We start from the raw sequence: 21,022 nt of genomic DNA, 5'->3' as shown, positions 1-21,022 counted from the left end.
CATGCAACACAATTTGCAAGTTTTATTTTTGACCTATACAATCCTCTGGTACCTTCTATCCATCGAAAAAGAGGAGATTGTAACCTCTTCTCGAATTGTCTAATTCAAGGAGAGGATAAGTCATGAAGTGGAAAACGCGCATCACTCAATTGCTTGGAATTGAACGACCTATAATTCAGGGAGGACTAGCCTACCTCGCATATAATGAACTAGCCTCAGCCGTTAGTAATGCAGGAGGCCTGGGTCAACTAACAGCGATGTCGATGGAATCTGAAGAGCAGTTGAGAGAAGAAATTAATCTTACTAGGAGTAAAACATCAAACCCGTTTGGTGTGAACTTTGCAATTGGACAGCATGGACGACCTTTTGAACATATGCTTAATGCTGCACTTGATGAAGGAGTTCGCATTATCTCAGTAACAGGAGGTAATCCAAAGCCAGTATTTGATATGGTAGAAGGAACAGATGTGAAGGTTCTTGTTTTAACGGCGGGAAAGCGGCAGGCTTTAAAAGCTGAACAGCTAGGAGCAGCTGCTGTTATGGTCGTTGGTCAAGAAGGTGGTGGCCATCTTGGCAAAGAAGACACAGGTACAATCGTTCTCGTTCCTCAAGTTGTTGATGCTCTTTCAATTCCTGTCATCGCATCAGGCGGGATTAGTGATGGACGCGGATTAATGGCAGCCATCGCGCTTGGAGCTGAAGGGATCGAAATGGGAACAAGATTTATTGCAACCGAAGAATGTACGCATGCACATGAGAAATATAAGGAACGTATTCTTTTGAGTAACGAGACAGATACGGCTATTATAAAAAGAAGCATCGGGGCACCGGCGAGAGTGATTCGAAATTCGTTTGCTGATCGTATTATTCAAATCGAAGCAAATCAAGGTGGGTACGAAAGCTTGAAATCATACATAAGCGGTGAAGTAAATAGGAAATATGTTTATGAAGGTAAAGAAGATGAAGGCTTTGCCTGGGCAGGGCAGGTGATTGGAGCAATCCACGATGTACCTACCGTCAAGACTTTATTTGATCGTATCGACCAGGAAGCAGACCATATACGATTAAAATGGAGCATGTAGAAAGGAGAATAGAAATGGAAGTGCAATATCCAATATCAATCGATTGGAGCAAAGAAGAAGTTATTAAAGTTGTGACTTTTTTTCAACTAATCGAACAGGCTTATGAGAGTGGGATAAATAAAGGGGAATTAGTAAGGGCCTATTATGGGTTTAAAGACGTTGTTCCTTCAAAGTCAGAAGAAAAACAGATTTTTAAGCAGTTTGATAAGGAAACGGGTTACTCAACCTATCATGCGGTGAAAGAAGCTAAGGAAACAGAACGTGAAAAAGTAGTTATGAATAAATAGATGACTCTGTTGATATTTCGCTCAAGCTAAATAAACAAATAAATAAACCAGGGAATCCCTGGTTTATTTATTTGCCTTTAGTGAGAGTTGATAGATAGGCATAACGGTTTCAAACGTTTCTTTAACTGCCCCAATAAATTTCGATCCATCTTTAAGTAGAGGATCATCACTGGAGAAATGTCTGCCGATTAGAAACTCCCCTTTTTTAACGTCGCGGAAGCGAGTTAGTACCTTTTCTAAATCAACTTCTGTGACAGATTCACTTGCATTCTTCTTTGTATGATCTGTAGAAACCATATAAGACGAAGGGATCTTTTGATGAAGTTCGTCTAGATGTTCGAGAAACAAAGAAGCCATCTCCTCTTTACCTGGCAATTCATATATATAAGCAAGCCAGACGAAGACGTGATCATCGAAAAGGCCTATTTGAAAATGAGGGTGCATTTTATAGCCCCTTTTGTTGCATGAAAAGGCCATCCAAGTATCGGCGGGAGGATTTTTTGTGCGTCGGGCATGACGAGCAATGTGTAAATGCATTTCATTCCCAGCAAGTATTTCAAGGTCACTTTGAACTTCCTCACTGATCGCCTCAAATTTAGGCTGAATAAGCTCTTGAATAGCTTCCATGCGCTGTTCAAGCCCTTCGATTTGAAAAGACTCAAAATCTTTATTGGTGAAACCTCTAAATGACATAATAACCTCCAATATGACAATGTTTATGGTGATAGTTTACCATAAAACTGCCTTCAACATGAAAGATGACTATTGATGCGCATTGTAAGGTTTGAAAAATAAGCAAAAGAGGAAAAATAGTAACAAATAAAGAGGTTGCATTGTTGGAATGGAAGGCATAAGATATAGTAAACAAAGCAGAAAAATCAGAATATTCAGTCTTATACTTCCTTCTGATAGTTGCTGCTACTTCAACGAAAAGGGGTGTAGGTTACCATGAAACAAGTGATTCAGTCATTGCAAAGAAACGAGGCAGAAAAGCGGATTCCCGTTCTTAAGATGGAAATTGACTATGAGCTGGCAACACTACACGATGCAATGACGGCAAGTGATTCGGAAGCAATGACCCGGTGCAAAGTTAAACTTGAAGAGCTAAGACAGGAAATGGTCAGACTTGAAGCATGAAAAACGAACCTTGCAAAAAGGTTCGTTTTTTCTGCATTTCCTGTCATAATAAGAACATAGATTGAAAATTAAGGTAAAAAGGAGTTCGAATCATGACACAGCAGACAAACTGGGACACGGTATACACAGATGCAAGAGGATGGATTCGAGAAGCAGGTAAAGAAATCATTGCCTCCTTTACAACTTCCTTCTCTATTAACACAAAAAGTAACCCGAATGATCTTGTGACGGATATAGACAAACAAACTGAGAAATTTTTCATTGAACGGATTAAGAAATCATATCCCGAGCATCGGATTATGGGTGAAGAAGGATTCGGAGATAAAGTTGAAGACTTAAACGGAATTATCTGGTTCCTGGATCCTATTGATGGAACAATGAACTTTGTTCACCAACAAACTAATTTTGCGATATCGATTGGAATTTATGAAGATGGAGTAGGGAAAGCGGCTTTCATTTATGATGTAACAAAGGACGAGCTTTACCATTGCTCAAAAGGAAATGGCTTATATCTAAATGATGTTAAACTTGATCCACTTAAACCGATTACTTTCTCAGAGGCTCTTTTAGCAATTAATGCAACGTGGGTAACAGAAAATCATCGGATCGATCCCCGCACGTTCTCACCATTACTTAAAAAAATCCGTGGCACAAGATCCTATGGTAGCGCGGCGATCGAGATGGCATATGTAGCAGCAGGGAGACTTGATGGTTACGTTTCTTTACGATTAGCTCCATGGGATTTCGCAGCGGGTAAATTGTTAATTGAAGAAGCTGGCGGTGTCTGTACAACAGTTGATAACAAGCCAATTGATTTACTTGGTAAAAACACCATTTTCGTAGGAAATAAATCCTTCCATACTCAAGTTCAAAAGCAATATATTCAACCTGCTCTTGATCAGAACTTCTACTTAAGAACCCCCTCAACGAAATGATTGGAATAGCGCTCGGTCAACTCGACATTAGCCTTTCAGAATTACTGTTTGAATGGACGTTAGAGGATGAAGAATGGTTGCTGTCAGAGTTTGGTAGGCAACCATCATTAGCGGAAGTTATTTCATACATTCAAACCTATGAAGGAATTGGCTGTGAATGGAAAGTTTGGTTTGAAGAGGAGGAGGCGATCGCTATAACGTGTGTTCTAAACCAAGCTCCTTCTAATCTTCAGGCTTGGCTTGGAACGATAGTAGTCCGCCCGGATAAAAGAAACAGTGGGCGGGGGAGCAGTGTGATAAAATCTGAAACAAAAAGGTATCGACCTGTTATTTTTGCTGGTATTCCATATAACAGAAATGAATGGTCTATGTTTCTTGGGAAGTGTGGTTTTGATCAATACGGGATAGAAGAATCGCCCGAAGAAACGTTTTTAATTTTTGTAAAGCCAAGTGAAGAATAACCATAGGATAATAATAATAGAGGGTGCACCCTAAAAGCGGAAGCTACAGGTACACCCTCTTCTTATTGTTATTGTTCAGCTTTTCGTTTAATCCGAAAGCCCATTCCCATAAAGAAACCTACTCCGATTATTGAAAGCAATGACCCGATCCAGCTTTGCTCAGCAATTGAGACTCCAATTGCACACATGCTTGCTACAGCTAGAATGGCCATTAAGAGTAAAAGGAAATTATGCTTGTTCATGCGGAAAGCCCCCTTTATAGTACTAGTGTACATCAACGAGTTTCAGGGGGAAAGAAGAGAAATTTCGCGTTGAGCTATAACTGTGTTATAATGGTCTAGTTATTGAGTTTATCGTCAGATATAAGACGAGAATACGAGGAGAGAATAATTAATGCGAATAAGAGAAGATATTCGTAACATTGCAATCATTGCCCACGTTGACCATGGTAAAACGACGCTTGTAGACCAAATGCTACATCAGTCTGGAACATTCCGTGACAACGAGCAAGTAAGCGAACGTGCGATGGATTCGAATGACCTTGAAAGAGAACGCGGGATTACGATCCTTGCTAAAAATACGGCAATTAACTATGAAGACAAACGAATCAACATCATGGATACACCTGGACACGCAGACTTCGGTGGTGAAGTAGAACGTATCATGAAAATGGTAGACGGTGTTCTTCTAGTTGTCGATGCTTATGAAGGGTGTATGCCACAGACCCGCTTCGTTCTTAAGAAAGCACTTGAGCAGAAGCTTACTCCAATTGTTGTTCTTAACAAAATCGATCGCCCAGCAGCACGTCCTGCTGAAGTAGTTGATGAAGTTATTGATCTTTTCATCGATCTTGGAGCAGACGAAGATCAACTTGATTTCCCTGTTGTCTATGCTTCTGCAATCAACGGAACAGCAAGCCTTGAACCTGAAGTTCAGGATAATGATATGAAAGTTCTTATGGACACGATTATTGATAACATTCCTGCACCTCTTGACAATAGTGATGAGCCACTTCAATTCCAGATCACACTTCTAGATTACAATGATTATCTTGGAAGGATTGGAATCGGTCGTGTGTTCAGAGGCACTATGAAAGTTGGTCAGCAAGTTGCTCTGATGAAAATTGATGGTACTATCAAGCAATTCAGAGTAACAAAACTTTTCGGCTTTATTGGTTTGAAACGAACAGAAATTGAAGAAGCAAAAGCTGGAGATCTAGTTGCGGTATCAGGTATGGAAGAAATCAACGTTGGTGAAACTGTTTGTCCATACGATCACCAGGAGGCACTTCCGATCCTGCGTATCGATGAACCGACACTTCAAATGACGTTCCTTGTAAATAACAGTCCTTTTGCGGGTAAAGAAGGTAAATATATTACAAGTCGTAAGATTGAAGAGCGTCTAAGAGCACAGCTTGAAACAGACGTAAGTCTTCGTGTTGAGAACACAGATTCTCCAGATGCATGGGTTGTATCAGGACGTGGTGAGCTTCACCTTTCAATCCTGATTGAGAACATGCGTCGTGAAGGGTTTGAGCTTCAAGTTTCAAAACCTGAAGTTATCGTACGTGAAGTAGACGGCGTTGCAAGTGAACCAGTTGAACGCGTTCAAATCGATGTCCCTGAAGACTACACCGGTTCTGTTATGGAATCACTTGGTGAGCGTAAGGGTGAGATGGTGAACATGGTAAACAACGGTTCAGGACAAGTTCGTCTTGAGTTTATGGTTCCTGCACGTGGACTGATTGGGTATTCTACAGAGTTCCTGACTCAGACTCGCGGTTATGGAATCATTAACCATACATTCGAAACTTACATGCCTTTGATCAGCGGCCGCGTTGGTGGACGTCGTGCAGGTGTTCTTGTATCAATGGAAAGAGGAAAAGCTTCTGAATACGGTATTATGGGCGTTGAAGATCGTGGAACGATTTTCGTTGATCCAGGTACTGAAGTTTATGAAGGTATGATCGTCGGAGAGCACACTCGCGAAAATGACATTACTGTTAATATCGTTAAAGTGAAGCAGATGACAAATATGCGTTCTGCGAACAAAGATCAGACGGTTTCCATGAAAAAACCTCGCGTTCTAACTCTTGAAGAAGCTCTTGAGTACTTGAACGATGATGAGTATTGCGAAGTTACGCCGGATTCGATCCGTCTTCGCAAAAAAATCCTTGATAAGAACGAACGTGAAAAGCAAGCTAAAAAGAAAAAAACGGCCCAGTAAGGGTGTCTAAGGCGATTCAAAAGGGGCATCCTTTTGAATCGCCTTTTTATACTTAACCAGTTCTATTGATACTTGGGAAATGAGACTAAGCCACAAAATGTGGTTTACCGGGGGTGGAAAAATGAACAGTGAAGCTAATATTGCATCCAGTGATTTATCATTTTTTGCAAAGTTGGTGGGTATTGAAGACAACATGACGCTTGGCTTTTATTTACTTTATGCGATAATCGTCATCCTCTGTATTGTAGTGTTTCGTCTGGGGTTTGCAAAGAAGCTCCCAGTACTTAAAAATGTAGTTGTTTATGTAGTCCTTATTATTGGCTGTTTTCCATTAACGTTTTTCGGAATCGGATTGCCGGTAGCGGAAGGATTAGTGGCATCTGCTGTCGTATTAATTATTTATAAAGCTCGTCTGCATCAATCCAAAAAAAACGAAGCGAGCTAACGTCAAACCCCGGAGGGATTCATTGAATCTACAGGATGCGATGTATAACTGGCTAAGCATTAAAGTAGTGGCTGATAAACGACCGGATGATCAGGCAGCACAGGACACCCGGACGTTTTTTGAGGAGATCTTAACAGAAGACCATCATATCTCTTTGTTAGAGGTTAAATCGAATCACGACTATTACATTGTTCATTACCATAAGGATGAGCTGAAGGAGATCAAGAAGTTTCCGATTGAACTGATCGATGCTCTGTTAACATCGATTCAGAGTGAACCAAAATATAACGAATAATGTATAAATGAAAAGACGTGCGATTCGCACGTCTTTCTTCGAACAAAAATATCCAGTTAATGCTCATTGATAGTATACACCGCAAATAAAATGACAGCGTAAATAGCATGGCCAAGTGTCCAGTAGCCGATCGCAGTAAAATCCAGTAGCGGTGGAGTTGGTTTTTCAGCGAGATACGTTAGTGGGAAGTAAAGAAATACAGTCGGTAGGGTTAGAACATAAGCAAAGATGATCTGCGCCGCTTTATGCCGACGGAAATACCGATAACACCCGATGCTATAGAACACTCCAATTAACAAAGAAATAATATGATGAAAGATAAATTCTATTAGTTCAGGCCATTCAATTCTACCCACTACGGGTATGAAATCAATATTAAGTCCTCAATGGCTTTTAAGACTAGTCCAAGCACAAACCCTGAAATGGTACCGGCGAGAAGACCAAGTTTAACTTTACCACTCATCTGTTGATTCATCCTGATGAAACAGTTTAAAGTTACCCGTTTCTTTTCGTTCTTTCGTTCGATTTCCTATTCGTTCATCACATGATTCACACATATAGGTGTGGATGGGGCGGTTGCGAAGTTTTTTTGCAAGCGGACTCCCACTTTCAATTTTCTCAATTTTCTCACAGAGGACACATTTTACACGCACATTAAACACCTCTCATTCCATGATGCTAGTATAGCATAACGGTTTGTTTGCAGTATAATGGGCCGTATACCTGATAGAAAGATGGAGGGAATATTATGCCAAACAAAGTAGATACGACACTTTCTAAAGAACTGTTAACACTTTTGAGAAGAGAACAATACGTGCTACTATCCACGATTGATTATGAAACAACTGGACCGGATGTTAGCGCCATTTCATGGCTTTATGCAGTTGATTGTCAGACGATCGTATTTGCGGTAGATGCTAAATCAAGAATTGTTAAAAACATTCATGATAATGATCAGATTTCGATCACCCTGATCGGAAATGAAAGTACGTATGCAATATGTGGAGAAGCTCTAATGACTGAAGATCGAATGGAAGGCGTTCCTTTAAAGCTTGCCAAGTTTGAGCTTCAAATTAGTGAAGTCCGAGATATTATGTTCTATGGTGCAAAGATGTCTGTAGAGCCAGCTTATGAAAAGACATATGATCTTGAAGCCGCAGCGAAGCTTGATCGGTCCGTCATGATGGAATTGAAGAAATCGAATGCAAGATAAAAGCACCGGTTAAACCGGTGCTTTTATCTTGCAACTGAACCTGTTGAGAACTTCGCTATTTCTCGAGATCTTGTTTTTCCTGCTGTTTCTTTAGCTGCTTCTCACTTTCTTTTGGTAGCTGTTTGTCATTTGAACGAACCGGTTCATTCTCTGATTTGTTTTGTTCACTCGGAACTTCTGGCATGAGACGCCCAACTATGTCAGCTAATTCCTCCATTATTCCTCCGACAGGATGCCCTCTTCTGATTTCAGTGGCCATTTGTTTTAAGCGATAGGTAGTATCAGCATCAGCTGTAATAACTGCGTTAGCTCCGTATGGATCCTTTTGAAGTGCTTCAGCGACAGTATATTTAATAGAACTAACGCGAGAGCGATCGAGTTTTTCGTTCACATCAATTCCAACCACGGCATATTTCCCTGTCACGACTGCGGTTGCATCATTCACATCTGGAACCTGCCTGGCAATGGTGACAAGGTGCTCAGCAATCTCAGTCGCTGAACGTTTCTCATTTTCCGGGGTACGTACCGATTGCTTTACATACTGAACCCGTTCGGTCTGATCCTTCTTCTCAGCCATTTGCTCATCATTGGCCTGACAGGCTACGAGAAGACAAATTCCGAGTATAATCCATCGAATTCTCTTCATTTTTTATTACCTCCAGACGTTAGTTGTTATCAATTCGTATCTGATTGCTAATTATTTTTTGAATAACCGTCTAACTTTATACACGGTCTCATAGATTATAAAAAACGTAGATAGTCCCAACTGTCATTCGTACCTGTGATACCAACTTAAATCTGGTCAGGAGGCGAAGTGTTGGATAAGGTTTACGTCCTCGATACCAACGTGTTACTTCAGGATCCAAATGCCATCTATTCGTTTGAAACAAATGAGATTGTAATACCAGCTGTTGTGTTAGAAGAAGTGGATTCAAAAAAGCGTTATATGGATGAAATCGGTAGAAACGCAAGACAAGTCTCACGCATGATTGATGGGTTTCGTGAACGAGGAAAACTTCATGAATCGATTCCGCTCGAAAACGGAGGGACGCTCCGAATTGAGTTGAATCATCGGTCATTTCAATATTTACAGGATAAGTTTGTTGAAAAAACGAATGACAACCGAATCCTAGCCGTAGCTTTAAATTTGTTTTTAGAAGAAGGGAAGATAAAGTCAGGTAGAACGGTTATCCTAGTTAGCAAAGATGCTCTTGTTCGTGTAAAAGCAGATGCAATGGGCATTCAGGCAGAAGACTTTTTAAGTGACCGTGTTGTAGAATTCAATCAAATTTACACAGGGTATGAAGAGCGCTATGTCGATTCGGAGCTATTAAACAGCTTTTTCGAGCACCATTTTATTGACCAGAAGCTGTTAAAAGGAAAGCCTCTATATCCGAATCAATATGTGATCCTAAAGGATCCGGTTCAGGCATCCTCCTCAGGAATTGGTAAAGTAGATAAGAATGGGAATCGAATTGAGAAAACGGCCATGGAAACAGAATATATGTGGGGGATAGGTCCGAGGAATGTTCAGCAAAGGATGGCCCTGGATCTACTTGTGCGAAAGGATATCCCATTAGTGACACTTGTTGGGAAAGCAGGAACAGGCAAGACTCTTCTTGCTATGGCGGCCGGGTTAATGCAAACGGAGGATTTAAATCAATATAAAAAACTGTTCATTGCCAGACCGATCGTTCCGGTCGGCAAAGATATTGGATTTCTTCCAGGAGAGAAGGAAGAAAAACTACGCCCATGGATGCAGCCGATTTTTGATAATCTGGAATACTTATTTAATGTAAAGAAAACAGGGGAGCTTGAAAAAATCCTCTCAGGAATAGGCTCTATACAAGTAGAGGCACTGACCTATATTCGGGGAAGAAGTTTGCCTGATCAGTTTATTATCATTGATGAAGCGCAGAACTTAACGAAACATGAGGTTAAAACGATCCTTACAAGGGTAGGGGAAGGAAGTAAAATTGTGTTGTTGGGTGATCCGCAGCAAATTGATCATCCATACCTTGATGAGTATACAAATGGGCTGACATATGTAGTAGAAAAATTTAAAGATCAGCCGTTAAGCGGACATGTTAAGCTCGAGAAAGGTGAACGATCTCTGCTTGCCCGAATTGCGGCTGATCTTCTTTAAATGATCGTAATTGCTGAAATATCAGTATACGGAGTAGAAGCATTGGATCCATCACCGTAATAAAAATGAGTGGGTCCATCTTCCCTGAGCGGCTTTCCATCTTTTGAGAAACGTAGAAAGCCGTTCTTCGCTTCTTCCAAGGTGATTAAATAGTGATCTCCATTACTGGTTTCTAGTTGAACCTTAAGGCCATTTTCTAATGGACAGGCATTCGTTAAAAAAGGTTTGAGCGGAATCACGTAGCTTTCTTTTAGTACACGCTCTTTTTCGAACCTTTTAATACTCTTGTTAATAGGAGGCTTGATTCCTGTACGTTCTCGATCCCAGCGCTCGGCTTGAGTTCGGATGTAATCGTTCTCATTCTGTTCAGCTAAATCGTCAAATTTAAGGAATTCCTCAAGCTCTATCTTTCGATCATCAAAAATCCAAACGCTGGCATCCAACGTAATCGAATAATTGACTTTTCCCTTAATGGGTATAATTGTTTCCATTTCCTGCACCCCACAATCTAAATCTTTTCCAAAACAAGTATACCGGTTATGCTTGCATTTGTCACATTTAGGGAACAGTATGGTGAGAATCAATACGTTAGAGCGGGAGGATTCAATATGAGATGTCGCACAGAGGCAGAATTAGTTGAACTAGTGAGGCGCAGTAAGCCTTATACAAAAGATGGTAAAGTGGCTGATTACATCCCTGCCCTGGCTAAAGCAAACCCTGATAAGCTAGCAATTGCTATTTATTCCAAAGAAGATGGCTGTTTATCTGCAGGAGATGTAGGTGAAACCTTTACATTGCAGAGTATTTCTAAAGTACTCACGCTCGCCCTTGCGATTATGGATGCAGGAGAGGAGCATGTGTTCTCAAGAGTAGGAATGGAGCCAACTGGTGATCCATTTAATTCGATTGCGAAACTTGAAACGATGGTGCCCTCAAAACCGTTAAATCCGATGATTAATGCAGGTGCTCTGGTTGTTACAAATATGATCCACGGAAGCTCTGTAGAAGAGAAGGTAGGGCGCATACTTCAGCTTATTCATGATATGACTAATAACTCTAGCATAGGGATCAACTATGAAGTGGCTGATTCAGAGTATGAATCAGCGAACCTGAATCGAGCGTTAAGCTATTTCATGAAACAGCATGGGATTATTGATAATAACGTAGAAATGCTTTTAGAAGCATATACAAAGCAATGTGCCGTTGAAGTAAACTGCAAGGATCTTGCCCGCATAGGGATGGTTCTTGCGAATGAAGGAAAGGACCCTGAAACCGAGCGTCCAATTATACCAAAGTATATTGCCAGAATCGTGAAAACCTTCATGGTAACCTGCGGTATGTATAATGCCTCTGGTGAATTTGCTATTAATGTCGCGATCCCAGCAAAAAGTGGCGTATCAGGTGGGATTTTAAGTCTTGTTCCAAATGAAATGGGAATCGGAGTATACAGCCCACCTCTTGATATCAAAGGAAACAGTATCGCTGGAAACAAACTTCTAGAAAGTCTTTCTTCTCAGTATGAATTGAGTATTTTTTAATTTAGTATTTTTTATTATATTCACTTGATAATTTAAGTCAAAATGATTAATTTCTTGAAAAATTAATGGTTAAGTGTGCGTTTGTTCTGCTTTTTCTTGCATTTTTTTTGCATACCTTTTATGATAATAGAAGGAATGGGAAAGGGAACGGAGGGATCAGATTTGTCGACTGGGATGGCAACAGGACATCGTGAAAAAGCATACGAGCTGTTAAAAGCTGATGCACATAAGATCCTAAAACTCATCGAAGTTCAAATGGAGAATTTGACGATGCCTCAGTGTCCTCTGTATGAAGAGGTACTTGATACACAGATGTTTGGTTTATCTCGCGAAATTGATTTCGCGGTTCGTCTAGGATTGGTTAATGAAGAGGATGGCAAGGAACTGCTTGAATCTCTTGAGCGTCAGTTATCAACTTTACATGAAGCCAGTATGAGGAAATAACAAAAGCTCAAACTATCTCGTATAGTTTGAGCTTTTTTTGTTTTCGCTTTCAGTCAAATACGCTTAGAATATATGATAGAATACGAGTAGGTGTTAAAAGAATTCAGAAGATTTTAGGAGTAGATACGCATGAATGATTTGCTCATGGTGATCCTTATTATTTCTCCACTCAGCCTATTACTTCATGAGGCAGGTCATACACTGGCGGCAAACATCTTTACAACTGCTGGTGTTAAACTTCACCTGGGCATGGGTCCAAGACTATTCACCTGGAAACATGCTAGAGGAGAAGTAGCGGTAAACGCTATTTATTTTGCAGGAGGAATGACCATCAGCACGCAACCTGATAAAACGTCAAGTAAGGTTGTGATTGCACTATCCGGACCTGCAATGAACCTCAGCATCGCAGCACTGGCATTAGCACTCCCACTTCCTACATCACTCATTGCATGGGTACTGTTCTTTAATCTCTGGCTCGGTGTGACCAATCTAATCCCATTCAAAATACTGGGAAAAGAATCTGACGGCTGGACCATAATGAAAGCTATATTTCAAAAAGGATAACTACGACAGGCAGGTTTAACAAACAATCCATCGAATCCTATACATACTTCGAAAAGCGGAAACGCACGATTAGAAACGAAGATATTGGAACTCTTGCACTGTCAATTGAACACTTATCTAAGTTTTCCGAGGTTACACACAGAAACCAGAGCGGAACCCATATTTTGGACAAGTGCTAAAGCAAAACTTCTTAAGAGAAAATAAACAGGTAGGATGAAGTCTATGATTAAAAAATTATTTAAGCATTATGATTACTCAATCATCATTAGTGTTCTACTTCTGTGCGGGTTTGGACTCGTTATGGTGTATAGTGCAAGTATGGTATGGGCTGTTATGCGGCATGAGGCAAATAGCGCCTTTTTCTTTAACAGGCAAATCATCTGGCTCGCCGTTTCACTGATTATGTTATTACTCGCAATGCTTTTCCCTTATAAAGCCTACAGAAAGTTTATCATTCCTATTCTTGGAGGATCTATCTTTCTGTTATTGCTAGTAAGGTTCATTGGATCCACAACAAATAATGCTCGTAGCTGGATTGATTTAGGGCCATTCAGTTTTCAACCTTCTGAATTTATTAAACTTGGATTAATTATTTATCTAGCAGCAATTTACTCTAAAAAGCAGGCCTATATTTCTAACTTTGTTAGGGGAGCACTCCCACCCCTAATGGTTACGGGACTAATATTTGCTCTTGTGGCATCTCAACCAGATCTTGGAACTGCGATGATAATTGCATTAACCTCTGGTATCATCATCATTTGCTCAGGCATGAAATGGAAGCATTTATTGGGTCTAATCGTAATTGGAGGGATTATCTTTGCGGGTGCGTGGATGTCATTGTCTCCTGAGCAGGCCTCTAGATTTACAGGTGCTTACAATCCATTCTCTGATCCAGAGGATAGTGGATTTCACTTGATTAATTCCTATATAGCGATTGCATCAGGTGGTATCACCGGACAGGGTTTTGGCCAGAGTATTCAAAAATATGGTTTTCTTCCTGAGCCGCATACCGATTTTATTATGGCTATTATTGCTGAAGAACTCGGATTACTGGGTGTTGTTTTTGTTATAGGTTTACTTGGTTATATCGTCTTTAAAGGTTTTGTAATTGGCATTCGCTGCAAAGATACGTTCGGAAGCTTATTAGCGATTGGGATTTCCGGTATGATAGGAGTTCAAACAGTTGTAAATCTCGGGGCGATTACAGGTTGGCTTCCTGTAACAGGGGTTACGCTTCCATTTATTAGCTATGGTGGATCTTCTTTAATTTTATTAATGATGTCAGTTGGTATTTTAATCAACGTTTCAGCTTTTGTTAACATTAGAAAAGAACAAAAATCAGGGTACGCCAAGAAAGATAATGCAGTTCAAATGGAACTTTGACTTAGCTTGAGGAGGAACTTACATGACAGCAATCAAAAAAATTCTAGTTGCCAACCGAGGAGAAATTGCTATTCGAATCTTTCGTGCTTGTACAGAATTAGATATCCGTACAGTAGCGATCTATTCAAAGGAAGACAGTGGTTCGTATCATCGTTATAAAGCGGATGAAGCATATCTTGTCGGTGAAGACAAAAAGCCTATTGATGCTTATCTCGATATCGAAGGGATTATTGAAATTGCGAAAGCCAATCATATTGATGCGATTCACCCTGGATATGGTTTCCTTTCTGAAAACCTTCAATTTGCAAAACGATGTCAAGAAGAAGGTATCATCTTCATTGGTCCTGAGCTTGAACATCTTCGTATGTTTGGTGATAAGGTGGAAGCAAGAAAGCAAGCTATTCTAGCCGGATTGCCCGTTATCCCTGGTACGGATGGGCCAGTAGAAGGACTTGATGATGTAAGGCAATTTGCTGAGCAAAATGGTTATCCTTTAATGATAAAAGCTGCCCTTGGTGGTGGTGGAAGAGGTATGAGAATTGTTAGAAGTGAGGAAGCTTTAGCGGATGCTTATGAGCGGGCAAAATCAGAAGCCAAGGCAGCGTTTGGACGAGATGAAATTTATGTTGAGAAATTTGTTGAAAATCCTAAACATATCGAAGTCCAGATTCTTGGAGATAAACATGGTAATACCCTGCATCTTTATGAACGCGATTGCTCTGTACAACGGCGTCATCAAAAAGTCGTAGAAGTGGCGCCGAGCGTATCTCTAAGTGAACAGGCACGTGAAGAAATTTGCCAATCAGCTGTTACGTTAATGGAAAACGTCCAGTATGTAAACGCAGGTACTGTTGAATTTCTTGTCAATCAATCAGGTGATTTTTACTTTATTGAAGTTAATCCACGTGTTCAAGTAGAGCATACAATTACGGAAATGATTACAGGGATTGATATCGTCCAATCGCAAATTCTAATCGCTGAAGGCGAGCACCTTCACGGGGAAAGGCTCGGCATTCCATCACAGGATGAAATAGATTGTCATGGCTTTGCGATCCAGTGTCGTGTCACAACAGAGGACCCGGAAAACAATTTCATGCCTGATACAGGTAAATTAATGGCATATCGCTCTGGTGGCGGGTTCGGTGTCCGTCTCGATGCGGGGAATGCTTATCAGGGGGCTGTTATAACACCTTATTACGATTCGCTCCTTGTTAAACTTTCAACATGGGCCCTGAGTTTTGACCAGGCTTCATCCAAAATGGTCAGAAACTTAAAAGAATTTAGGATTAGAGGAATTAAGACGAACATTGCGTTTCTAGAGAACGTAATGAAGCATGAAAACTTTAGATCAGGAGTGTATGACACGTCATTTATTGATTCTTCTCCTGAGCTTTTTGTCTTTCCTAAGCGAAAAGACCGTGGAACAAAGATGCTTTCTTATATTGGGAATATTACGGTAAATGGATTCCCAGGTCTTGATAAGAAGAAAAAGCCGGCGTTCTCAAAACGAAGAGTACCTCATTTGAAATACAGTGAGGAAATCCCTAAAGGTACGAAGCAAATTCTTGATGAACAGGGACCTGAAGGACTAGTTAATTGGGTGAAAGAGCAGAAGAGAACGTTGTTGACTGACACCACTTTCCGTGATGGTCATCAGTCCCTTCTTGCAACCAGAGTTCGAACAACAGATTTATTCCATATTGCAGAGCCTACAGCACGCATGCTTCCTGAACTGTTTTCGATGGAAATGTGGGGTGGAGCTACGTTCGATGTATCCCTTCGCTTCTTAAAGGAAGACCCATGGGATCGCTTGATTAAGCTCAGGAAACAGGTTCCCAATGTAATGTTCCAGATGCTATTGAGAGCGTCGAATGCAGTAGGGTACAAAAACTACCCCGACAATTTGATTCGTGAATTTGTTGAAAAATCTGCAGATGCAGGAATTGATGTTTTCCGAATTTTTGATAGCCTGAACTGGGTTGAAGGTATGACAAAAGCGATCGATGCTGTTCGTGAAACAGGCAAAGTAGCAGAGGCTTCTATCTGTTATACAGGAGATATTACAGATTCTTCTAAAATAAAATATGATCTTTCTTATTACCAGCGTCTTGCTAAAGAGTTAGAGCTTGCTGGTGCACACATTCTTGGAATTAAAGATATGGCAGGATTATTAAAGCCTCAGGCTGCCTATGAGCTTGTTTCAGCCTTGAAGCAGACAGTTTCAATTCCAATTCATCTTCATACGCATGATACAAGCGGTAATGGTATTTATACATATGCCAAAGCGATCGAAGCGGGTGTTGATATAGTTGATGTAGCTGTTAGTTCGATGGCTGGACTAACGTCACAGCCAAGTGCAAACTCACTTTACTATGCGATGGATGGCTCTGATAGACAGCCGGATATTAACATTAAAGCGCTTGAAGAGCTTTCGCACTACTGGGAAGATACTAGGAAGTACTACGGTGGTTTTGAAAGTGGGATGACAGCTCCTCATACAGAAGTATATGAACATGAAATGCCAGGTGGACAGTATAGTAACCTGCAACAGCAAGCAAAGGGAGTAGGACTAGGTGATCGGTGGGATGAAGTGAAAAGAATGTACCGACGAGTGAATGAAATGTTTGGCGATCTCGTTAAGGTAACACCATCCTCAAAAGTAGTAGGAGATATGGCGCTGTACATGGTTCAAAACAGTTTAACAGAAGATGATGTGTACGAACGTGGTGAATCACTCGATTTCCCTGATTCCGTTGTAGAATTGTTCCAGGGTTATCTCGGTCAACCGTATCAGGGATTCCCAAAAGAACTACAACGGATTATTCTTAAAGGGCGAGAGCCGATTACCACACGACCTGGTGAGCTACTTGAGCCTGTTAATTTTACAGATTTAAAAGAAACGCTTTATCACAAATTTAATCGCCAGGTAACCAGCCATGACTTGATTTCATACGCATTATATCCAAAAGTATTCCTTGAATATGAAGATGTAAGAGACATGTTTGGAGACATTTCTGTTCTTGATACACCAACATTCTTTTATGGAATGCGTCTTGGTGAAGAGGTCGAAGTAGAAATCGAGCAAGGAAAAACCCTTATCGTTAAGCTTGTCTCAATTGGCGAGCCGAATCTTGAAGGGAAACGCACTCTCTATTTTGAGTTGAATGGCCAGCCCCGTGAAGTAGTGATTAAAGATGAAAATATCAAAACGGCTGTTAGTGCTAAACAGAAGGCAGATCGAACCAATGCAAATCACATCGGTGCAACGATGCCTGGAACAGTTATTAAGGTACTTGTAGAAAAAGGCGAACGAGTGAACAAAGGTGATCACTTGATGATTACAGAAGCAATGAAGATGGAAACAACAGTACAAGCTACTAGAAGTGGAGTTATTAAAGATATTCACGTATCGAATGGAGAAGGTATTGAAACAGGTGATCTCTTACTTGAAATGAGTGAATAGGAAAAAGCTGCGCAGCTGCGCAGCTTTTTCCTATTGTCGTGCACTTCTGAGAGAGAGCATGACGAGATATAACAGGACAGTAAAAAGTCCAGAAATAAATAAACCGTGGAAGAGAGCCAGAAAGAGATTAAGATTAGAAACAACTACAAGGATTCCACTTAGTGCCTGAAGGCTTACAAATATAAAAGCAATGATCAATCCTTTACGCATTGTTGATTCAGTACGCTGCTTTAATCCGATTATTAAAATGTACAAGATCCAAACAAATATAAGAATGGCGGCCGTTCTGTGAAGCATTTGGATACCCTGTTGACCTGTGAACGCGAATAACTGGTCATCATTACAGAATGGTACATTACCGCACGCCATACTTGAACCGGTGTGGCGAACCAGTGCGCCTGTATATACGACCAGATAGGAATAAATCGTAACAGCGTAAAGATGAACTCGAATTTTCTTTGAAACATTCGGCTTCTTTTGAGAGCCAGTGGCTTCAAAGGCGAGAATGGTTAATAATACGACACTCGCAAAGCTTGCAAGTGAAAAGCCAAAGTGTGAAGCGAGAACAAGATCTGATTGGCCCCATACAACTGCTGCGGCGCCAAGTAATCCTTGAAATACAATTAAGAAAACGGATGCGGTCGCTAGAAATTTCGTTTCACGAAGATGGGCCATCTTTCTCCATGACCAAATAGCGAGAATGATAACGAGTAAGCCCAGGGTGGCAGATACAACGCGATGACTGAGTTCGATAATCGTTTCTATTTCAGGTGCTTCAGGCAGGACTTTTCCATAGCATAATGGCCAAGAATTACCGCAGCCATCGCCTGAACCCGTTTTTGTTACGACTGCTCCCATTAACAGAACCAGAAGCATGCCTAGAGACGTGATTATCCCAAACAATTTCAACAATTTATTCACAAATAACACCTTCTTATCTATTTTGCTGTGAACCGTAGTACAATGAATATAGGAAGAGGGAGACAATATTCACATCATTTTACAAATTAGAACATAATCAGCCATCTTTAAACAACGTATACAAAACAATTAGATTCGTTTATAATGAATAAGGATTGCGGATACTGCTTCCTCTAACAAAACCAACATTATCTTACCATAGCTGTTACACATATTTAATATGAAGATGTGAAGATTGAATTACATTTTAAAACAGCTGGTTAGAAAACCTGGAGGGGTATACGTGAATAATTTAGACAAACAGGGCTTATACAGTCTTCCAATAAGATTGTTTAATGTGATTGAGATTGATGATTGTAAAAGGAGGTGTTTAGATTGAGTAAGGCTAGAACTGCATACGAAGCTTCAAACCGCGTAATGGAGCCTGGACCGCTTTCAGAAGCAAATCCAACGGGTACCTGGAAAGATTTCCTGACCCTTACAAAATTGGGGATTGTATTTGATAACTTGATTACCGCATTTACAGGATTGTGGGTGGCTTCCGTTGCTGCAGGGTTTGATCTATTCGCTAATCCGATGGTATTAATTTTGACGATGTTAGGAACAGCATTTGTTGTCGCCGGGGGAACATCTTTAAATAACTACATTGACCGCGATATTGACCAGGTCATGGCGCGGACGAATACAAGACCATCTGTAACTGGTAAAATACCTGCAAAACAGGTACTTTTTGTAGGTCTTGGGTTATCAATTGTAGGTTCAATCATGCTTCTTATTATTGAACCAATGGCAGCTCTTCTCGGGCTACTCGGCCTCGTGATTTACGTTGTCCTTTACACAATGTGGACAAAACGGACGACTTCATTGAATACAGTAGTAGGGTCATTTTCAGGTGCTCTTCCACCACTTATTGGGTGGGCAGCTATTGATCCGAATTTAAGTCCTGTTGCATGGGGAATGTTTTTAATCATGTTTATCTGGCAACCGCCACACTTTCTTGCACTTGCAATGAAAAGAGTTGACGATTACCGTGATGCAGGTATTCCAATGCTTCCAGTTGTTGCAGGATTTAAAATGACCAAGCGCCAGATTGTATTATATACAGCAGCGCTTGTACCGGTTTCGCTACTTCTATATAGCTTTGGACCTGTTTACGTTACAGTTGCAGCGATCCTTGGCTTTGGATGGTTTGCAATTGGTGTAGCTGGATTCTTCATGAAAGATGACATTAAGTGGGCACGAATTATGTTTGTATATTCATTGAATTACATTACAATTCTGTTCATTGTCATGATTGCAGTAAATATTAATCCTTAATAAGGATCAATTATGGATGGTCAGACAGGCCGGGGGGGGAAGAACGCCCGACCTGTCTTCCTATAACTCAATTTGAGTAAAAGCTACTAAGGAAAGTGAGGTTTAAGGTGCAAATGAAACGTTGGAGAAATGTTTGGCGTTTTTTACCACTGTTATCGGTAATTGCGTTAACGCTTACGGGTTGCGGTAACGAACAGCTAACAGCTATGCTCCCTAAGGGAGAAGGGGCTGAGATGCAATTTAATCTCATGATGTTAAGCCTTTACATCATGATTGGAGTCTTTGTTGTGGTAGCACTCATCTATACGGTTGTGCTTGTTCGCTTCAGACGACGTGGTGAAAGCGACAATGAAATCCCAGAGCAAACGGAAGGTAATGTTGTACTAGAGATTCTATGGACAGTTGTTCCTATTATTCTTCTTTTAATCCTTGCCGTGCCGACAGTAATGACGACGTTTGCATTAGACGAGGGAACTGAGAATGTCCCTAAAGATGCACTTGTTGTTAAAGTAACAGCTCACCAATACTGGTGGGAATTTGAGTATCCAGATCTTGAAGTAAAAACGTCTCAGGATTTGTATATTCCAACTGGAGAAAGAGTTTATTTTGAACTTGTCTCAAAAGATGTAACGCATTCGTTCTGGGTTCCAACTCTAGGTGGGAAAATGGATACGAATACAGCTACAACGAATAAAATGTGGCTTAATGCTCAAGAACCAGGTACATATTATGGTAAGTGTGCTGAGTTGTGTGGACCATCACATGCATTAATGGACTTTAAAGTCATTGCACAGGAGAAAGAAGACTTTGATGCATGGGCAAAGAGCATGAAAGAAGCTACTTCTACAGCGTCAACTGACCAGGCAGCTCAAGGTGAAGAGATTTTTGCGAACAGCTGTATTGGATGTCACGCTGTTGGAAGTGAAGGCGGTAACACAGGTCCTAACTTAACAAACTTTGGTGATCGGGAAAAAGTGGCAGGTATACTTGACCACACAGATGAAAACATCAAAGCCTGGATCAGTAATCCTTCAGATTTCAAACCTGGTAATAACATGCCTCAGTTTGGCGATCAGTTAAATGATGAAGAGCTTGATGCTCTTGTTGCTTACTTGAATGGTTTGAAGGTTGAAGAATAGTCATCGGAAATAAGGAGGTTTAACTC

24 protein-coding genes are annotated in these 21,022 nt (G+C 40.7%); 17 read left to right on the top strand and 7 right to left on the bottom strand.

Features of this window, described 5'->3' with window-relative positions:
- The first annotated feature begins 122 nt into the window (after positions 1 to 122).
- Both ABFG93_RS03065 and ABFG93_RS03060 read left to right on the top strand, forming a co-directional pair.
- Positions 123 to 1,082, top strand: a complete 960-nt coding sequence (locus ABFG93_RS03065; protein ID WP_347550547.1) for an NAD(P)H-dependent flavin oxidoreductase — start codon at positions 123 to 125, stop codon at positions 1,080 to 1,082.
- A gap of 14 nt (positions 1,083 to 1,096) precedes the next feature.
- On the top strand, positions 1,097 to 1,369 hold the full coding sequence (locus ABFG93_RS03060; RefSeq protein ID WP_347550545.1) for a UPF0223 family protein: 273 nt from the start codon (positions 1,097 to 1,099) through the stop codon (positions 1,367 to 1,369).
- A 63-nt stretch (positions 1,370 to 1,432) separates the two neighbouring features.
- Here ABFG93_RS03060 and ABFG93_RS03055 read toward each other — a convergent pair whose 3' ends face one another.
- Positions 1,433 to 2,062 (bottom strand): YktB family protein, encoded by a 630-nt coding sequence (locus ABFG93_RS03055; protein WP_347550544.1) that lies wholly within the window; start codon positions 2,060 to 2,062, stop codon positions 1,433 to 1,435.
- A 255-nt stretch (positions 2,063 to 2,317) separates the two neighbouring features.
- Between ABFG93_RS03055 and ABFG93_RS03050 the strand changes: the two genes are divergently transcribed.
- The 3 genes from ABFG93_RS03050 to ABFG93_RS03040 all read left to right on the top strand — a co-directional run bounded on the left by ABFG93_RS03050 (position 2,318) and on the right by ABFG93_RS03040 (position 3,902).
- Positions 2,318 to 2,506 carry a hypothetical protein gene (locus tag ABFG93_RS03050; RefSeq protein WP_347550542.1) on the top strand — a complete coding sequence of 63 codons (189 nt, stop codon included), beginning with the start codon at positions 2,318 to 2,320 and terminating at the stop codon, positions 2,504 to 2,506.
- 92 nt (positions 2,507 to 2,598) lie between these two features.
- On the top strand, positions 2,599 to 3,441 hold the full coding sequence (locus ABFG93_RS03045; protein WP_347550540.1) for an inositol monophosphatase family protein: 843 nt from the start codon (positions 2,599 to 2,601) through the stop codon (positions 3,439 to 3,441).
- On the top strand, positions 3,438 to 3,902 hold the full coding sequence (locus tag ABFG93_RS03040) for a hypothetical protein (protein WP_347550539.1): 465 nt from the start codon (positions 3,438 to 3,440) through the stop codon (positions 3,900 to 3,902). The genes ABFG93_RS03045 and ABFG93_RS03040 overlap by 4 nt, the downstream gene beginning before the upstream one ends.
- A 68-nt stretch (positions 3,903 to 3,970) precedes the next feature.
- On the opposite strand, the gene ABFG93_RS03035 is transcribed toward ABFG93_RS03040, so the two are convergent.
- Positions 3,971 to 4,144: a DUF5325 family protein gene (locus tag ABFG93_RS03035; protein ID WP_347550538.1), complete on the bottom strand. Its 174-nt coding sequence runs from the start codon at positions 4,142 to 4,144 to the stop codon at positions 3,971 to 3,973.
- Between the two features lie 151 nt (positions 4,145 to 4,295).
- Here ABFG93_RS03035 and typA point away from each other — a divergent pair, with 151 nt between their 5' ends.
- The 3 genes from typA to ABFG93_RS03020 all read left to right on the top strand — a co-directional run bounded on the left by typA (position 4,296) and on the right by ABFG93_RS03020 (position 6,868).
- Positions 4,296 to 6,128 carry a translational GTPase TypA gene (typA, locus tag ABFG93_RS03030; RefSeq protein WP_347550536.1) on the top strand — a complete coding sequence of 611 codons (1,833 nt, stop codon included), beginning with the start codon at positions 4,296 to 4,298 and terminating at the stop codon, positions 6,126 to 6,128.
- Between the two features lie 121 nt (positions 6,129 to 6,249).
- On the top strand, positions 6,250 to 6,573 hold the full coding sequence (locus tag ABFG93_RS03025) for a YlaH-like family protein (RefSeq protein WP_347550534.1): 324 nt from the start codon (positions 6,250 to 6,252) through the stop codon (positions 6,571 to 6,573).
- 22 nt (positions 6,574 to 6,595) lie between these two features.
- A complete protein-coding gene (locus ABFG93_RS03020) occupies positions 6,596 to 6,868 on the top strand; it encodes a hypothetical protein (protein ID WP_347550532.1) in 273 nt (90 codons plus the stop codon).
- 56 nt (positions 6,869 to 6,924) lie between these two features.
- Here ABFG93_RS03020 and ABFG93_RS03015 read toward each other — a convergent pair whose 3' ends face one another.
- The gene (locus tag ABFG93_RS03015; protein ID WP_347550531.1) at positions 6,925 to 7,224 is read right to left on the bottom strand and encodes a hypothetical protein; all 300 of its coding nucleotides are present in this window, start codon (positions 7,222 to 7,224) and stop codon (positions 6,925 to 6,927) included.
- 96 nt (positions 7,225 to 7,320) lie between these two features.
- Positions 7,321 to 7,521 (bottom strand): YlaI family protein, encoded by a 201-nt coding sequence (locus ABFG93_RS03010; protein ID WP_347550529.1) that lies wholly within the window; start codon positions 7,519 to 7,521, stop codon positions 7,321 to 7,323.
- A gap of 95 nt (positions 7,522 to 7,616) precedes the next feature.
- Between ABFG93_RS03010 and ABFG93_RS03005 the strand changes: the two genes are divergently transcribed.
- Positions 7,617 to 8,081: a pyridoxamine 5'-phosphate oxidase family protein gene (locus ABFG93_RS03005; RefSeq protein ID WP_347550527.1), complete on the top strand. Its 465-nt coding sequence runs from the start codon at positions 7,617 to 7,619 to the stop codon at positions 8,079 to 8,081.
- A 55-nt stretch (positions 8,082 to 8,136) separates the two neighbouring features.
- Here the strand turns inward: ABFG93_RS03005 and ABFG93_RS03000 are convergent, their stop codons facing one another.
- Positions 8,137 to 8,727, bottom strand: a complete 591-nt coding sequence (locus ABFG93_RS03000; protein ID WP_347550526.1) for a YhcN/YlaJ family sporulation lipoprotein — start codon at positions 8,725 to 8,727, stop codon at positions 8,137 to 8,139.
- Positions 8,728 to 8,898: 171 nt separating this feature from the next.
- On the opposite strand from ABFG93_RS03000, the gene ABFG93_RS02995 reads away from it, so the two are divergent.
- Positions 8,899 to 10,227, top strand: coding sequence for a PhoH family protein (locus tag ABFG93_RS02995; protein ID WP_347550524.1), 1,329 nt, complete (start codon positions 8,899 to 8,901; stop codon positions 10,225 to 10,227).
- Here the strand turns inward: ABFG93_RS02995 and ABFG93_RS02990 are convergent.
- Positions 10,224 to 10,718, bottom strand: a complete 495-nt coding sequence (locus ABFG93_RS02990) for a hypothetical protein (protein WP_347550522.1) — start codon at positions 10,716 to 10,718, stop codon at positions 10,224 to 10,226. The two genes, ABFG93_RS02995 and ABFG93_RS02990, sit on opposite strands and share 4 nt — an antisense overlap.
- A gap of 117 nt (positions 10,719 to 10,835) precedes the next feature.
- Here ABFG93_RS02990 and glsA point away from each other — a divergent pair, with 117 nt between their 5' ends.
- The 5 genes from glsA to pyc all read left to right on the top strand — a co-directional run bounded on the left by glsA (position 10,836) and on the right by pyc (position 17,619).
- Positions 10,836 to 11,765, top strand: a complete 930-nt coding sequence (gene glsA, locus ABFG93_RS02985; protein ID WP_347550520.1) for a glutaminase A — start codon at positions 10,836 to 10,838, stop codon at positions 11,763 to 11,765.
- Positions 11,766 to 11,900: 135 nt separating this feature from the next.
- The gene (locus ABFG93_RS02980) at positions 11,901 to 12,209 is read left to right on the top strand and encodes a YlaN family protein (RefSeq protein ID WP_347550518.1); all 309 of its coding nucleotides are present in this window, start codon (positions 11,901 to 11,903) and stop codon (positions 12,207 to 12,209) included.
- Between the two features lie 129 nt (positions 12,210 to 12,338).
- Positions 12,339 to 12,773 (top strand): site-2 protease family protein, encoded by a 435-nt coding sequence (locus tag ABFG93_RS02975; RefSeq protein ID WP_347550516.1) that lies wholly within the window; start codon positions 12,339 to 12,341, stop codon positions 12,771 to 12,773.
- 222 nt (positions 12,774 to 12,995) lie between these two features.
- Positions 12,996 to 14,156 carry a putative lipid II flippase FtsW gene (gene ftsW, locus ABFG93_RS02970; protein WP_347550514.1) on the top strand — a complete coding sequence of 387 codons (1,161 nt, stop codon included), beginning with the start codon at positions 12,996 to 12,998 and terminating at the stop codon, positions 14,154 to 14,156.
- A gap of 22 nt (positions 14,157 to 14,178) precedes the next feature.
- On the top strand, positions 14,179 to 17,619 hold the full coding sequence (pyc, locus tag ABFG93_RS02965) for a pyruvate carboxylase (RefSeq protein WP_347550512.1): 3,441 nt from the start codon (positions 14,179 to 14,181) through the stop codon (positions 17,617 to 17,619).
- Positions 17,620 to 17,649: 30 nt separating this feature from the next.
- Here the strand turns inward: pyc and ABFG93_RS02960 are convergent, their stop codons facing one another.
- Positions 17,650 to 18,540, bottom strand: coding sequence for a COX15/CtaA family protein (locus ABFG93_RS02960; RefSeq protein ID WP_347550510.1), 891 nt, complete (start codon positions 18,538 to 18,540; stop codon positions 17,650 to 17,652).
- 375 nt (positions 18,541 to 18,915) lie between these two features.
- Between ABFG93_RS02960 and cyoE the strand changes: the two genes are divergently transcribed.
- Both cyoE and coxB read left to right on the top strand, forming a co-directional pair.
- On the top strand, positions 18,916 to 19,857 hold the full coding sequence (gene cyoE / locus ABFG93_RS02955) for a heme o synthase (RefSeq protein WP_347550509.1): 942 nt from the start codon (positions 18,916 to 18,918) through the stop codon (positions 19,855 to 19,857).
- A 113-nt stretch (positions 19,858 to 19,970) separates the two neighbouring features.
- Entirely contained in the window at positions 19,971 to 20,996 is a 1,026-nt protein-coding gene (coxB, locus tag ABFG93_RS02950) for a cytochrome c oxidase subunit II (protein ID WP_347550508.1), read from the top strand.
- Positions 20,997 to 21,022 lie beyond the last annotated feature (26 nt).

Source organism: Pseudalkalibacillus hwajinpoensis, from assembly GCF_039851965.1.
Classification (GTDB): Bacteria; Bacillota; Bacilli; order Bacillales; family Guptibacillaceae; genus Guptibacillus; species Guptibacillus hwajinpoensis_E.
The sequence above is the reverse complement of the archived record's forward strand: the minus strand, read 5'-3'. Positions and strand labels throughout refer to the sequence as shown.

Excerpts from the sequence above, each read along its gene's own strand:
- ABFG93_RS03000 (WP_347550526.1), bottom strand. The coding sequence starts at position 8,727 with ATGAAGAGAATTCGATGGATTATACTCGGAATTTGTCTTCTCGTAGCC.
- ABFG93_RS02980 (WP_347550518.1), top strand. The coding sequence starts at position 11,901 with ATGGGAAAGGGAACGGAGGGATCAGATTTGTCGACTGGGATGGCAACA.
- ABFG93_RS02990 (WP_347550522.1), bottom strand. The coding sequence starts at position 10,718 with ATGGAAACAATTATACCCATTAAGGGAAAAGTCAATTATTCGATTACG.
- ABFG93_RS03025 (WP_347550534.1), top strand. The coding sequence starts at position 6,250 with ATGAACAGTGAAGCTAATATTGCATCCAGTGATTTATCATTTTTTGCA.
- pyc (WP_347550512.1), top strand. The coding sequence starts at position 14,179 with ATGACAGCAATCAAAAAAATTCTAGTTGCCAACCGAGGAGAAATTGCT.
- ABFG93_RS03065 (WP_347550547.1), top strand. The coding sequence starts at position 123 with ATGAAGTGGAAAACGCGCATCACTCAATTGCTTGGAATTGAACGACCT.
- ABFG93_RS03035 (WP_347550538.1), bottom strand. The coding sequence starts at position 4,144 with ATGAACAAGCATAATTTCCTTTTACTCTTAATGGCCATTCTAGCTGTA.
- ABFG93_RS03060 (WP_347550545.1), top strand. The coding sequence starts at position 1,097 with ATGGAAGTGCAATATCCAATATCAATCGATTGGAGCAAAGAAGAAGTT.
- ABFG93_RS03050 (WP_347550542.1), top strand. The coding sequence starts at position 2,318 with ATGAAACAAGTGATTCAGTCATTGCAAAGAAACGAGGCAGAAAAGCGG.
- coxB (WP_347550508.1), top strand. The coding sequence starts at position 19,971 with ATGAAACGTTGGAGAAATGTTTGGCGTTTTTTACCACTGTTATCGGTA.
- typA (WP_347550536.1), top strand. The coding sequence starts at position 4,296 with ATGCGAATAAGAGAAGATATTCGTAACATTGCAATCATTGCCCACGTT.
- ABFG93_RS03045 (WP_347550540.1), top strand. The coding sequence starts at position 2,599 with ATGACACAGCAGACAAACTGGGACACGGTATACACAGATGCAAGAGGA.
- glsA (WP_347550520.1), top strand. The coding sequence starts at position 10,836 with ATGAGATGTCGCACAGAGGCAGAATTAGTTGAACTAGTGAGGCGCAGT.
- ABFG93_RS03055 (WP_347550544.1), bottom strand. The coding sequence starts at position 2,062 with ATGTCATTTAGAGGTTTCACCAATAAAGATTTTGAGTCTTTTCAAATC.
- ABFG93_RS03005 (WP_347550527.1), top strand. The coding sequence starts at position 7,617 with ATGCCAAACAAAGTAGATACGACACTTTCTAAAGAACTGTTAACACTT.
- ABFG93_RS02975 (WP_347550516.1), top strand. The coding sequence starts at position 12,339 with ATGAATGATTTGCTCATGGTGATCCTTATTATTTCTCCACTCAGCCTA.
- ftsW (WP_347550514.1), top strand. The coding sequence starts at position 12,996 with ATGATTAAAAAATTATTTAAGCATTATGATTACTCAATCATCATTAGT.
- ABFG93_RS03040 (WP_347550539.1), top strand. The coding sequence starts at position 3,438 with ATGATTGGAATAGCGCTCGGTCAACTCGACATTAGCCTTTCAGAATTA.